The 11557-nt window shown below is 65.0% G+C and carries 14 protein-coding genes; 6 read left to right on the plus strand and 8 right to left on the minus strand.

Translation table 11 applies throughout. From position 1 onward, the window contains the following. Positions 1-142: 142 nt before the first annotated feature. From I6F28_RS24475 to I6F28_RS24505, 7 genes are read right to left on the minus strand one after another with little or no spacing between them, the layout of a single operon-like run. Positions 143-1348, minus strand: a complete 1206-nt coding sequence (locus I6F28_RS24475; RefSeq protein WP_225128989.1) for a phosphopentomutase — start codon at positions 1346-1348, stop codon at positions 143-145. Then, a complete protein-coding gene (locus I6F28_RS24480) occupies positions 1336-2286 on the minus strand; it encodes a glycoside hydrolase 5 family protein (RefSeq protein ID WP_225141460.1) in 951 nt (316 codons plus the stop codon). The genes I6F28_RS24475 and I6F28_RS24480 overlap by 13 nt, the downstream gene beginning before the upstream one ends. Continuing rightward, on the minus strand, positions 2283-3050 hold the full coding sequence (locus I6F28_RS24485) for a TIGR04290 family methyltransferase (RefSeq protein ID WP_074448197.1): 768 nt from the start codon (positions 3048-3050) through the stop codon (positions 2283-2285). The genes I6F28_RS24480 and I6F28_RS24485 overlap by 4 nt, the downstream gene beginning before the upstream one ends. Further along, on the minus strand, positions 3047-3847 hold the full coding sequence (locus I6F28_RS24490) for a nucleotidyltransferase family protein (protein ID WP_036023674.1): 801 nt from the start codon (positions 3845-3847) through the stop codon (positions 3047-3049). The genes I6F28_RS24485 and I6F28_RS24490 overlap by 4 nt, the downstream gene beginning before the upstream one ends. 2 nt (positions 3848-3849) lie before the next feature. Next, positions 3850-4953 (minus strand): CgeB family protein, encoded by a 1104-nt coding sequence (locus I6F28_RS24495; protein WP_225141462.1) that lies wholly within the window; start codon positions 4951-4953, stop codon positions 3850-3852. Further along, positions 4950-5546: a histidine phosphatase family protein gene (locus I6F28_RS24500; RefSeq protein ID WP_225141464.1), complete on the minus strand. Its 597-nt coding sequence runs from the start codon at positions 5544-5546 to the stop codon at positions 4950-4952. Before I6F28_RS24500 ends, I6F28_RS24495 begins: the two co-directional genes overlap by 4 nt. Next, the gene (locus I6F28_RS24505) at positions 5546-6646 is read right to left on the minus strand and encodes an inositol-3-phosphate synthase (protein ID WP_225111874.1); all 1101 of its coding nucleotides are present in this window, start codon (positions 6644-6646) and stop codon (positions 5546-5548) included. Before I6F28_RS24505 ends, I6F28_RS24500 begins: the two co-directional genes overlap by 1 nt. 340 nt (positions 6647-6986) lie before the next feature. Between I6F28_RS24505 and I6F28_RS24510 the strand changes: the two genes are divergently transcribed. The 5 genes from I6F28_RS24510 (at position 6987) to I6F28_RS24530 (ending at position 10901) form a co-directional block, all read left to right on the plus strand. Continuing rightward, entirely contained in the window at positions 6987-7274 is a 288-nt protein-coding gene (locus I6F28_RS24510) for a hypothetical protein (RefSeq protein WP_057029924.1), read from the plus strand. Between the two features lie 10 nt (positions 7275-7284). Next, positions 7285-8202: a glycosyltransferase family protein gene (locus tag I6F28_RS24515; RefSeq protein ID WP_225141466.1), complete on the plus strand. Its 918-nt coding sequence runs from the start codon at positions 7285-7287 to the stop codon at positions 8200-8202. Between the two features lie 87 nt (positions 8203-8289). After that, positions 8290-10056: an SDR family oxidoreductase gene (locus I6F28_RS24520; protein ID WP_225141468.1), complete on the plus strand. Its 1767-nt coding sequence runs from the start codon at positions 8290-8292 to the stop codon at positions 10054-10056. A gap of 126 nt (positions 10057-10182) precedes the next feature. Next, entirely contained in the window at positions 10183-10401 is a 219-nt protein-coding gene (locus I6F28_RS24525) for a DUF6894 family protein (RefSeq protein ID WP_036005044.1), read from the plus strand. Between the two features lie 14 nt (positions 10402-10415). Beyond that, positions 10416-10901 (plus strand): metallophosphoesterase family protein, encoded by a 486-nt coding sequence (locus I6F28_RS24530; protein WP_225141470.1) that lies wholly within the window; start codon positions 10416-10418, stop codon positions 10899-10901. Here the strand turns inward: I6F28_RS24530 and I6F28_RS24535 are convergent. Next, entirely contained in the window at positions 10898-11086 is a 189-nt protein-coding gene (locus I6F28_RS24535) for a hypothetical protein (RefSeq protein WP_036005037.1), read from the minus strand. The two genes, I6F28_RS24530 and I6F28_RS24535, sit on opposite strands and share 4 nt — an antisense overlap. A 184-nt stretch (positions 11087-11270) precedes the next feature. On the opposite strand from I6F28_RS24535, the gene I6F28_RS24540 reads away from it, so the two are divergent. Further along, positions 11271-11444 carry a hypothetical protein gene (locus I6F28_RS24540; protein ID WP_192893250.1) on the plus strand — a complete coding sequence of 58 codons (174 nt, stop codon included), beginning with the start codon at positions 11271-11273 and terminating at the stop codon, positions 11442-11444. The last annotated feature ends 113 nt before the right edge of the window (positions 11445-11557 follow it).

Genomic DNA, 11557 nt, shown 5'->3' on the forward strand with positions numbered 1-11557 from the left:
TTTGCTTGGTCGGGCGACCTGCGCGCCAGTCACGTCTGGGAGTTAGAAGCGGTGCAAGGAATGTTCGTTCCTGCGAAACCTACAAACGAAAATTTCTCTAACCTGGATCAATAACCCAAGTGAATCCCAGCTAGAATCCCGGCTAGAAATGCGCGCCATGAAGTGGCGCCGGCAGGTCGAGATGTCTTGCAACCGTCGCGCCGATGTCGGCAAAGCCGGCGCGTCGGCCGATCGGAGCCGTTGACTGCGCGGTCCACGCCAGGATCGGGACCTGCTCGCGCGTATGATCGGTGCCGCTCCAGGTCGGATCGCAGCCATGATCGGCGGTGATGATGAGGAGATCGTCGCTTCGCAGCCGGCTCAGCAGCTCGGGGAGGCGGGCGTCGAAAGCTTCGAGCGCCGCTGCGTAGCCGGCGACGTCGCGGCGGTGGCCGTAGAGCGTGTCGAAATCGATGAAGTTGGCGAACAAAAGCCCGCCTTCTGCAAGGCCTCCAAGCCCATCGAGCGTGGCATCGAACAGCGCTGCATTGCCGTCGCCGCGCAGGTTTCTCCCGGTGCCGCGATGAGCGAAGATGTCGTCGATCTTGCCGATCGTGACGATGTCGCGGCCGGCAGTTTCTGCAAGGTCGAGGATGGTTCGCTCGGGCGGCGGAACCGAGAAATCGCGCCGGTGCGAGCTGCGCTTGAAATTGCCTGCGTCCGTTCCGACGAACGGACGCGCGATGACGCGGCCGATGTTCAGGGGATCGACCAGCCGTCTCGCGATCGTGCAAACGTCGTAAAGCCGCTCAAGCCCGAACGTCTCCTCGTGCGCCGCGATCTGGAACACGCTGTCGGCCGAGGTGTAGCAGATCGGCTCGCCGCTGCGCATGTGGCGCTCGCCGAATTCGGCGATGATGTCGGTGCCGGAGGCGTGGCAGTTGCCGAGGATGCCGGGCAGTCCGGCTTGTTCGCACAGCTTTGTTACGAGATCGCGCGGGAAGCAGGGCTGGATCTTTGGAAAATAGCCCCAGTCGAACGCGACAGGCACGCCGGCGATCTCCCAATGGCCGGATGGCGTGTCCTTGCCCCTCGATATCTCGCTGGCGCATCCATGGCGCGCACCCTGAACCCGGCCGTCGAGCCCGGGCGGGACGCGCCCCGTCGCAAGGCGGCAGGCCTCGCCGAGGCCGAGCACCACGAGATTTGGCAGGCACAGCGGCCCCTCCCGCTGCGGACTATTGGCACGCCCGGCCATGCATGCATCCGCAATGTGGCCGATGGTGTCGGCACCTTCGTCGCCGTAATTGGCGGCGTCGGGCGCGGCGCCGATTCCGACGGAATCCATCACCAGGATCAGGGCACGCATGTCGGCTCCCTGATCGGCGGGGAGACGCCACTAGAGGAGGCGAGACCGGTCTTCGTGCAATAGCGCTCGACCATCTGCGCGGAGAAATCGGCGAACTCGTTCACGTCGAGCGGCGGGCTGGTGTGATGCGGTTCGAGACCGCGGTGCTCCGGCGTGAAGCAGAACGTCACAGTGATCTCGAACTCGGCCAGCGCATCCATCTGGCGGTCGAACCAGTCCAGTGCGTTGGGGCGGAAGCTGTCGGCCCATGACAGGCCGGTCCGCAAGTGCCGCACGCCGAACCGTCGCATCCAGCGCACGGCATCATCGAGACGATGGTCCTCGAAATGAAACCACTGGCAGAGGCCCATGTCGGCGGCGTATTGGCCGAACAGCTCCGCCGCGGCTTTCGGCGTTCCATCCTCGCGCAGCAGGCCCATGTGGAAATGCCGGTAATAGGAGGACCCCTCGGCCTCCTTGTGCCGCGTGGTCGCCTCCCAGGCCGAAGGGAGATCATAGAGGCTGTACCAGTGGATGCGCGGCGCGCGGCCGATCAGAAGGTCGGCGGTGCGCGACAGGCCCCAGGCTTGCACCTCCTCGGCGCCGAACGAGGAGACGCCGACCTCGGTCACCCAGACCGGGAGCGAGGTGACGGCCTTGATCTCCTCGATCTTGGCCGGCCATTCTCCGATCTGCCATAAATTCCAGTCGAGCGGAAAGCCGTGCACGGCGACGGCGTCGACGTGGTCGAGCACGCCGCGCGCCTGCATGCTGCGCATGAAGGACGGGTCGATCGGCGAAATGCCGCCGAGCACGCGCGGCAAGGTCGGATGCGCGCTGCGCATAGCCTTTCCCGCCGCGAGGGCAAGATTCGCGAACATCGCCCAGTCCGGGTCGATCAGCAGGTCCCAATGCGACTTGTTGTTGGGCTCGTTCCAGATCTTGGCAGCCTCGATCATCGGCTCGCCTCCCGTGACGGATAAACCGGCCCGTCGACCTGCGGCCGCGTCGTGCGCTTGCACAGATAGACCTCCTCTTCCGGATGGGCCGCGATGGCAAAGCCGGCGCTGCGCAGCATGGCCTCGACGCAGGCGCGATTGGGCACCCACCAATTGGTGGGGTCGTCGGCATATTTGTGCTCGATGAAGTGCAGCTTCGGGTAGCCGGAGGAATCGAACTGATCGGTAGTCCAGAAGTCGTAATTCTTCTCGATCGCATCGACCCGGCTGTCGCCGCGCAGCATCGACTGAAACAGGAGGAGATCGCCGGCGACGTGCTCATGGATCAGGTCCAGCGCCAGCAGCGGGTGTCGCAGATGATAGAGCACGCCCATGAAGATCACGAGGTCGAACTTTTCGCGCAGCTGCCCGACATCATAGGCCGACATCTTGCGGAATTCGATCCTGAGCCCGTTCACCTCGGCCGCGAAGCGGGCCTGGGCCAGATATTCTTCGTCGGTGTCGAGGCCGAGCACGCGTTCGGCGCCGCGCCGCTTCATCTCCATTGCGTAGAAGCCGGCATTGCAGCCGATATCGAGCACGGTCTTGCCTTCGAGCCGGTCCGGAATGATGCCGGAGAAGCGCTGCCACTTCACATTGGGGTAGTCGCCGAGAAAGTGCGACGGCGCTGTCGGCACGCCCTTGAGGTCGAGATTGTGAAACCATGGCCCCAGCGCATCGACGCGCTGGCGGATTTCCTCGCGGGAGAGGGCGCCTCTGGTCATGCAATCGCTCCGTTATTCATTGAGACCGGCCGGGCCCCGTCCGATGAGGCGCGGGTCCGCGACTTGGAACGGCCCTCGACGCCCTCGGCGAGCAGGGCCATTGCCGTGCGATAGCCGTCGATGGTGCCGACATCGACGTAGGATTCGCCGGCCTTGACCCCGATGCCGTTGCCGCCGGCCGAAAGGTACGCATTGACCAGCGTCCCGAAATATTCGTCGCGGCGTTCGCGTGCGTGCCACAGCGCCTGGAGCTGGCGGAAGCCGTGGGCCGACATCTTGAAAGCACCCCAGATCCAGCGCGAGGCTGCATTCGGCTGCTTGACCTGGATCTCCGTCACCTGCTCGCCGTCCAGCACCACCGCATCGAAGAATTCGGGGTGCTCGACCGGGAACAGCAGGAACGAGAGGTCTGCCTCGGGCAGGGATTGCAGGGCCGCCTTGGGAAACCACACCGTGTCGGGCAAGCCGACCATGACGTCTTCGTGCCGCCCGACGACGGTGCTTGCCCTGAACACCGCGTCGCACAGGCCGGAGGCTTCGGGCTGCACCACATAGGCGAGCTCGGCGCTGCCGTAATGGTCGCCGAAATATTCGAGGATGTCGGACTTGCCGGGCGAGATCACGAAGCAGATCTTGTCCGCGCCGCCGAGGATGAGGCGCTCCAGCAGATATTCGGAGACCGCGCAGGGACGGTCGGTACCGTCGTCATGCCGGCTGCCGACCGGCAGCAATTCCTTCGAGAACGCAAGCGGCTGGATACGGCTGCCGCGGCCCGCGGCCGGAACGATGCCCCACATGATCAGGCCTCCTCGATTTGTTGCCGGCTGATGCGGCTCGACGCAATCTGCTCGAGCATCGAGATCAGTTCACGCGCCCGCTTGTCGGATGTGTGCTGGTCCATGGTGCGCTCATAGGCGCGCAGGGCCATGCGCCTGAGCTCGGCATCCGGCATCGCGAGTGCGGCAAGCGCGTCGTGCTCGTCGCGTGCGATCAGGATCTCTTCTCCGGGCGCGAAGAAGTCCGCTATTCCGGGCCAGTCGTCGCTCAGCAGCGGGGCACCGCAGGCCGCGGCCTCGAACAGCCGGCCGGACGGGCACCAGCCCATCTCCGCCATGGCCCGGCGGGTGACGTTGAGGGTCAGCCGCGATGAGGCAAAGAACGGCGCGTGCTCGGACGGCGGCAGGTGCCGCACGAAATAAATGTTGGGCGACCATGGGAAATCGTCCGGGTACTGCGCGCCGCCGATCAGGAAGCGGAGATCCTGGCGCGCCCGCGCGGGCGCAACGAAAAGCGCCTCGAGCGTGTGCTGGCGGTCTTCGGAGTAGGTGCCGAGATAGGACAAATCGGCGCGATAATGCGGCTGCGGCGCGACCGGATGGTGGATGTCTGTGTCGACATGCCCATAAAGCGGCCGCGTGTCGCGCGCGCCGAGCCTGTTGCGGAATTCGTCCGCAACGTGAGGCCCGCCGGTAAAGCTGAGCACCAGCGCGAAGTCCCGCAGGCCGCGCGGGCCGATATAGGGAACGGCCTCGCCGGCGATGAGCCTTGCCAGCGTGACCGGAGTATCGAGGTCGTAGAACACGGGAACGGCACGATCCTCAGCAAGGATCAGCTCGGTCGCGGCGATCGCATCGGGGCAATAGGAGGTCACGATCGCAACGTCGGCGTCACGGACCTCCGCGCTTGCCGCCTGCCGCACATCGTCCCAGTTCGCGAACAGTCGGAGCGCGCCGCCCGGCAGCTCGTAGAGATCCCGGGCACCGGAATAATAGGGCACGTCGCGCTCGAAGAAGACGACGCTGTGTCCCGAACGCGCGAGATGCTTGCAGAGGCCGCGCCACAAGGTGGCGTGACCGTTGCCCCAGGAAGACGAGATTGTCAGGCCGAAGATGATGATCTTCACGCCGTCACCCGTTGGTTGATCCTGGTGATCTTCATGCCGCTTCTGTCGGCGCGGAGCGTGCTGATGCTGGCCGGATCGATCTCGATCGAAAGAAACTGGTCGAGCGGCGTGCGCGAATAGTGCAGCAGCGCGGCGCGGATCGGCTCGGCGTGGCTGACGAGGACCACGGCGTCGAGATTGCGATCGCCACGCAGCTGCTCCAGATGAGCGACCATGCGGTTCTGAAGCGACCGCATGCTCTCGCCACCGGGCGGACGGCTGGTGCCGCGGCGCCCATTCCAGCGCGACCATCTGGGATCCGGCGCCAGCTCATCGAACGATCGTCCGGTCCATTCGCCATAATCGATTTCGTCGAGGGCGGGAACGATCTCGACCGGCAGCCTGAAATGCGCCGCGAGGATGCAGGCCGACTGCATGCAGCGCCGTTGCGGACTGGACTGAATGAGCGATGGCCGCGGCGCGATGGTGCCGGCACAGCGCGCCATTTCCGCACAGCCGAGATCGTCGAGCGCGACGCCTTTCATCCGGCCGCACAGGATGCGGCCGAGCAGGGCATGATGCCCGTGCCGGACGAGATGGATGATCCCAGCCATCACGCAAACGCCTTGTCGTCGATGAAGGCGCGTGTCCGCCGTCCGGCCTCCTCGTCGGTGAACTGCTGCGGCGGCGATTTCATGAAATAGCTCGAAGGGCCGGTCAGCGCTCCGGCCTGGCCGCGGTCCATGGCGAGCTTGGCACAGCGCACCGCGTCGATCACGACGCCTGCCGAATTCGGGGAGTCCCAGACCTCGAGCTTGACCTCGGCGCTCAGGGGAACGCCGCCAAAGGTCGTTCCCTCCAGGCGGATGAAGGCGAGCTTGCGATCGGTGAGCCACGGCACGTGGTCGCTCGGTCCGACATGGATGTTGTCGGGGTCCATGGGGACGTCGAACTGGCTGGTCACGGCCTGGGTCTTGGAGATCTTCTTCGAGGCCAGCCGCTCGCGCTCGAGCATGTTCTTGAAATCGGTGTTGCCGCCGACATTGAGCTGGTAAGTGCGGTCGAGCCGCACCCCGCGATCGCGGAACAGATTGGCGAGCACGCGATGCAGGATGGTGGCACCGACCTGGCTCTTGATGTCGTCGCCGACGATCGGCAGGCCGGCCTCCTCGAAGCGGCGCTGCCATTCGGGATTGGAGGCGATGAAGACCGGAATGCAATTGACGTAGCCGCAGCCGGCCTCGATGGCGCGCGCCGCATACCACTCGCTGGCACGCTGCGAGCCGACCGGAAGATAGGAGACCAGAACGTCGGTGCGGGACATCGCCAGCACTTCGGACACGTCGGCCTCCGGCACCTCCGCAATCGGAACGTCGTCGGTGAGATAATGCCCGATGCCGTCCAGGACCGGTCCGCGCTGCACGATCACGCCTGTCGGCGCGACGTCGGAGAAACGGTGCGTGTTGTTGGGCGCGGCGAAGATCGCATCGGCGACGTCGCGGCCGACCTTGTTGGCGTTGACGTCGAACGCCGAAGCGATCTGGATATCGCTGATATGGTAACCGCCGAGGTCTGCATTCATCAGTCCCGGGACCGGCTCGTTCGACTTGGCGTTCCGGTAGTAGGTGAGGCCCTGGACGAAGGAGCTCGCGCAATTGCCGACGCCGACGAGTCCGACGCGCACGCGGCGCCTGTGTTGGAGACGAGAATGCATGGAATGAAGCCCTCCGGAAGCATGCGGCGTCGGTGCAAGAGTCGGTGTAAGTACGTCGGCGAACGTGTGGAAGGTATGTTCGTTCCTGGGAAGGAGATGCGAGCGGCACGCCGTGGGCCGATTCATCGCGACAAAATGCGACGCGCTTAACATGGGATAAAGTCCCGTACCGCCAGCTCGGAACGAACGACTTTCATGATGAAGATGAAGAAGATGATGCTCGCCTCACGCGGACCGTTTCGTATCTGCCGCGAAGAACCAATCACTGCGGCCCGCGTTTGTCGGCCAATGGTTCGATGCGGTGCGGCGTTCATCGCACGCCTAGTGAACGAGGTGTGACATGACATCCAAGGCACAGAACAGCGAAGCCCACGAGACCACCGATCACAACGTCATCCAGAAATGGGCCGAAGAACGCGGCGGGAAGCCGGCGACCGTGAAGGCGACGGAGGAGGGTGGCCACGCCGGAATCCTGCGTATTGATTTCGATCCGCCGGATGAAGCGTTGGATCGCATCAGCTGGGATGCGTTCTTCGAGAAGTTCGATGAAGCCGGCATCGCGTTCCTGCATCAGGATCGAACCAAGGACGGCAAGCTCAGTCGATTCCACAAGTTCGTGCGACACTAGCGACCGCGACATGGCGGGCGGCTGGGCGGAAGCGATCAGGGCGGGCGATTTTGGGCGCGCCTGGCGGATCAACGATCGAGATTTGCTGGAGATCGCGCATCCGCCCAAGCACACTGGCCCGCGCCATCTCCAGCGGATCTGGCGCGGCGAGGACCTGCAAGATAAGCACGTGCTGGTGCGCTGCTATCACGGACTCGGCGACACCATCCAGTTCCTGCGCTTCATGAAGCCGCTTCGCGCGATTGCGCGCAGCGTCACCCTGTGGTGTCAACCCGAGCTGCTGCCGATGGTCGAGGGCGCAGCGGGCGTCGATCGCGCCATCCCGCTGCATGATGGTGCGCCCGAGAGCGCTTTCGAGGTCGACATCGAGATCATGGAGGTGCCGCACGCTATCAGAGCGCGCCGCGATGAGGTCGAGATGCGCGTTCCCTACCTGATGCTCCCTCCTGTTGCCGTACAACCGCTTCGGCTGCAAAGTCTGGCCGTCGGCCTGGTCTGGAAAGTCGGTGAGTGGGACAAGCGGCGGGAGGTTCCGGCCGTCTTGCTGCGCAATCTCGCTGGATCCGGCGTGACGCTCCATTCGCTCCAGCGCGGCGCCAGCACCGAAGAGCTCGCGGCGATCGGGGCACGGGACATCAGCACGCCTGATATCGTCGCTCTCGGCCATCGCCTGCGGCAGCTCGATCTCGTCGTCTGTGTCGACACCATGGTGGCACACCTTGCGGGCGCGCTGGGATGCGAGGCCTGGGTCTTGCTGCATGCCGATTGCGACTGGCGCTGGCCCCAATCCGGTGCGCGTTCGTTCTGGTATCCGAGCCTGCGGCTGTTTCATCAAACACGGCCGGGCGATTGGGTCGATGTCATCGCCGACGCCCGCAACGCGCTACGGGTGCGGCTCGAAGGAGGTCGAACGACCGCGGCGATGTGATTTCCAGACGTTCTTTCCAAGACATTGATGAGGAACGAGCGCCGCCCACGCGCTTTGGTGCAACGCCCTCGCAATGGAAAGACGCTCATGCAAAGTTCCGACGCCGGTGTGTCGACTGCCAGCCTGTCGCAGGTGACCGACGATATCTGGATCGTGAACGACAAGCCGATCAACGCCGCCGGCCTGCAACTGCCCGTGCGGATGACTGTCATCCGCCTGTCGAACGGCGACCTCGTGCTGCATTCGCCGGTGAGATATTCGCCGGCTTTGCGCGAAGAGCTGGAGCGGCTGGGCACGATCAGATACCTGCTGGCGCCGAATATTGCGCACTGGATGTTCCTGCCAGAATGGCAAAGGCAGCTGCCGCAGGCCGCGATCTTTGCTGCGCGCGGCCTTGCGGCGCGCAGGCAGGTGCGGGCGGCCGGCCTCCGCGTCGATCGCGAGCTTGGAGACACGACGCCGGAGGAATGGGCCGCCGACCTCGAAACGGTGTCGGTGAATGCTCCGATGTTCTCGGAGGTCGAGCTGTTCGACAGGCGGAGCCGGACGCTGGTTCTGACGGATATCGTGCAGAACCTCGATCCCCACCACCTCAGCGCCTCGAATACAGCCGCGGCGAGTCTGCTCGGCATTGCCAAGCCGGACGGGAAGGCCCCGGTCTATCTGCGGCTGCTGCTCCGCCTCGGCGGCCGTTCGGCGCGGGCTGCGGGCGAGCGGCTCGTGAAGCTGGCTCCGGAGCGGGTGATCTTTGCGCATGGCGACTGGTTCGAAACACAGGGAACGGCACGCCTGCGGCGATCCCTGCGCTGGCTGCTTCCCGCGGACGTCTCGGGACGCGAGCACGGGCAGATGGTCGGCACGCGCGTCGTCATCACCGGCGCCTCCAGTGGAATCGGCCGCGCCGCGGCGCTGGCCTTTGCCCGCGAGGGCGCAAGCGTGGTCCTCGCCGCACGCCGCGGCGAGGTCTTGATGCGGCTTGCTGCCGAGTGTGAGGCGCTCGGAGGCCGGGCCCTGGCCGTGCCAACCGACGTCACTGACGCGGAGGCGGTGCAGCGTCTGGCCGGTGCGGCGGACGAGTCCTTTGGCGGCATCGACGTCTGGATCAACAACGCCGGCACGGGCGTGTTCGGGGCCTATCAGGACGCAGACATCGCGCTTCATCGCCGGACCATCGAGGTCAATCTGCTCGGCACCATGCATGGTGCGTTCGCGGTGCTTCCGATCTTCCTTCGCCAGAACCGCGGTGTCCTGATCAACAACATCTCGCTCGACGGCTGGGCGCCGACGCCCTTTGCCGCAGCCTACACCGCCAGCAAGTTCGGCCTGCGCGGCTTCACCGCAAGCTTGCGTCAGGAGCTCCGGGCTCATCCCGACATTCACGTCTGTGGCGTCTTTCCGTCCATGGTCGATACGCCGGGCTTCGTCCACGGCGCCAACGTTTCCGGACGAAGGCTCGATCCTGGCCCGCTGCTTTATCAATCCGAAGATGTAGCCCAGACCCTCCTGAGCCTCGTCCGCGCGCCGCGTGACGAGATGGCCGTGGGGTGGCCGGCGCGCGCCGGGCAACTGGCCTATGCGATTGCCCCTGAGATCACCGAGAATATCCTAGGAGCTGCATTCCGCTGGCTGCTGTCGCGCGCGCGTCCCGCAGCAAGGAACGAAGGCACCTTGCTCGAAGCGGGTCCGCAGGGCACGTCCGTCGACGGCGGCTGGCTGGTGCGGAAGCAGGTTCCGCCGGCCGCTGTGCTCAGCAAGGGGCTCGTGGTGCTCGGGATCGCTGCCGGCTTGGCATTCGCGGCATCGAGGGCGGGCCGTTCCAGACCCCGCGCGAGGACGCGGCGGCGCCGCTCCTGAGGCCCGCGGGCAGTTCCCTCGCCGAGGATCGACGGCGATGCCCGCCCGCCGGACCGCAGATGGCTCCGGCGCCGGAACGAAGCCCTGAGACCGCGCGTTCCTGCGGGAACACCCGAGGACCAGACGTTGCCGCGCTATCATTTTGATTTGGTGGATTCTGAAACCGTAGCCGACGAGGGAGGTGCCGATTTGCCGGACGACATCAAGGCTCTGGATGTCGCCGAAGAGATTGCGCGGCGCCTGCTCGAGGAGCGTCCCGAGCTCAAGGGCCGCCACCTCTCGATCCTCGTCACGAATGAGGATGGTGAGGAAATCGGCCGGATGCCGCTGGATGTAGTGCACTGAAGCCGTGATCTGACATGACGTTCATGATTGGGGTGATCGCCGACACACATGGACTGCTGAGGCCCGAGGCGGAGCGCTGCCTCGCCGGCGTCTCGCACATCATCCACGCCGGCGACATCGGCGCCCAGGCGGTGATGGACGGGCTTTGCCGCATCGCACCCGTCACCGCGATCAGGGGAAATGTCGACCGGGGCACGTGGGCTGAACGCTTTCCCGAAACACAAACGCTGCGCCTCGGCGGCCGCAGCTTCCACGTCCTGCACGACCTCAACGAGCTGACGATCGATCCTGCCCAGCTCGGGATAGATGTTGTGGTCTCAGGGCATTCCCACCGCGCGCGGATCGAAACCATCAACGGCGTGCTCTATCTGAATCCAGGCAGCGCAGGGAAGCGCCGCTTCAAGCTGCCGATTACGCTGGCAACGATGGAACTGCACTCCGGCGGGCCGCTGCGGCCGGTCATTCACGATCTCGACACGCCAGCAGGCCTCCGCTGCTAGTGCGTCTTCGATTTCTGCCACCGCTCCAGATCCAGCGGCGGCCGTTCCGGATCGATCTGTTCCTTCTCGGGATTGCCTTGCCAAGGCTTATCCGTCTGCCGGTGCGTCGGCATATCGGTCTTCCGGCGCGGATCGTCGAGCGGTGTCTCTCGCGGATCGGTTTCAGGTTCAGTCGCCTTTGGCATGTGTTTCCCCGTCGAGAGTTTCCCTGTCGAGCTCGCAGGATGGGCTGCGGCAGCACCCTCTGATCAACCCGGGACGCAGCGCGGTGTTCCCTGTCTCGCGCTGCGGCGATCGGCGCAGGAACGACCCCTGCGACAACTCATTGTTCTATTTCGACATTGCGAACCATCGACACAGGAGCAGCACATGTCAAAGATGCCTCCAGTCCCCGAAGAACAGCGGAGCAACAAGGGACCCGGTTCCGATCCGGCCGTCGAGCCGACAGAACGGGAGCCGGGCCGCGAGAATTTCGATACCCAGGGCCGCCACGGCAACATCAAGCAGAACACGACCAACCAGGGCTACCAGCAGGATCGATGATGCTCGACCTCAACAGATGCACCAAGAGACAGTCGATGAGCAGGACAGGTCTGGTGCTGCTCGCCGTGCTGGCGACCGCCTCCGCCGGAGCGGCATTCGGGCAGGGAGGTGGC

The sequence above is a fragment of the Bradyrhizobium sp. NBAIM14 genome (genome assembly GCF_020193895.1).
Lineage (GTDB): Bacteria > Pseudomonadota > Alphaproteobacteria > Rhizobiales > Xanthobacteraceae > Bradyrhizobium > Bradyrhizobium yuanmingense.

Coding starts and splice junctions, on each gene's coding strand:
- I6F28_RS24475 (WP_225128989.1), bottom strand. CDS start 1,348: ATGCGTGCCCTGATCCTGGTGATGGATTCCGTCGGAATCGGCGCCGCG.
- I6F28_RS24480 (WP_225141460.1), bottom strand. CDS start 2,286: ATGATCGAGGCTGCCAAGATCTGGAACGAGCCCAACAACAAGTCGCAT.
- I6F28_RS24485 (WP_074448197.1), bottom strand. CDS start 3,050: ATGACCAGAGGCGCCCTCTCCCGCGAGGAAATCCGCCAGCGCGTCGAT.
- I6F28_RS24490 (WP_036023674.1), bottom strand. CDS start 3,847: ATGTGGGGCATCGTTCCGGCCGCGGGCCGCGGCAGCCGTATCCAGCCG.
- I6F28_RS24500 (WP_225141464.1), bottom strand. CDS start 5,546: ATGGCTGGGATCATCCATCTCGTCCGGCACGGGCATCATGCCCTGCTC.
- I6F28_RS24505 (WP_225111874.1), bottom strand. CDS start 6,646: ATGCATTCTCGTCTCCAACACAGGCGCCGCGTGCGCGTCGGACTCGTC.
- I6F28_RS24510 (WP_057029924.1), top strand. CDS start 6,987: ATGACATCCAAGGCACAGAACAGCGAAGCCCACGAGACCACCGATCAC.
- I6F28_RS24515 (WP_225141466.1), top strand. CDS start 7,285: ATGGCGGGCGGCTGGGCGGAAGCGATCAGGGCGGGCGATTTTGGGCGC.
- I6F28_RS24520 (WP_225141468.1), top strand. CDS start 8,290: ATGCAAAGTTCCGACGCCGGTGTGTCGACTGCCAGCCTGTCGCAGGTG.
- I6F28_RS24530 (WP_225141470.1), top strand. CDS start 10,416: ATGACGTTCATGATTGGGGTGATCGCCGACACACATGGACTGCTGAGG.
- I6F28_RS24535 (WP_036005037.1), bottom strand. CDS start 11,086: ATGCCAAAGGCGACTGAACCTGAAACCGATCCGCGAGAGACACCGCTC.
- I6F28_RS24540 (WP_192893250.1), top strand. CDS start 11,271: ATGTCAAAGATGCCTCCAGTCCCCGAAGAACAGCGGAGCAACAAGGGA.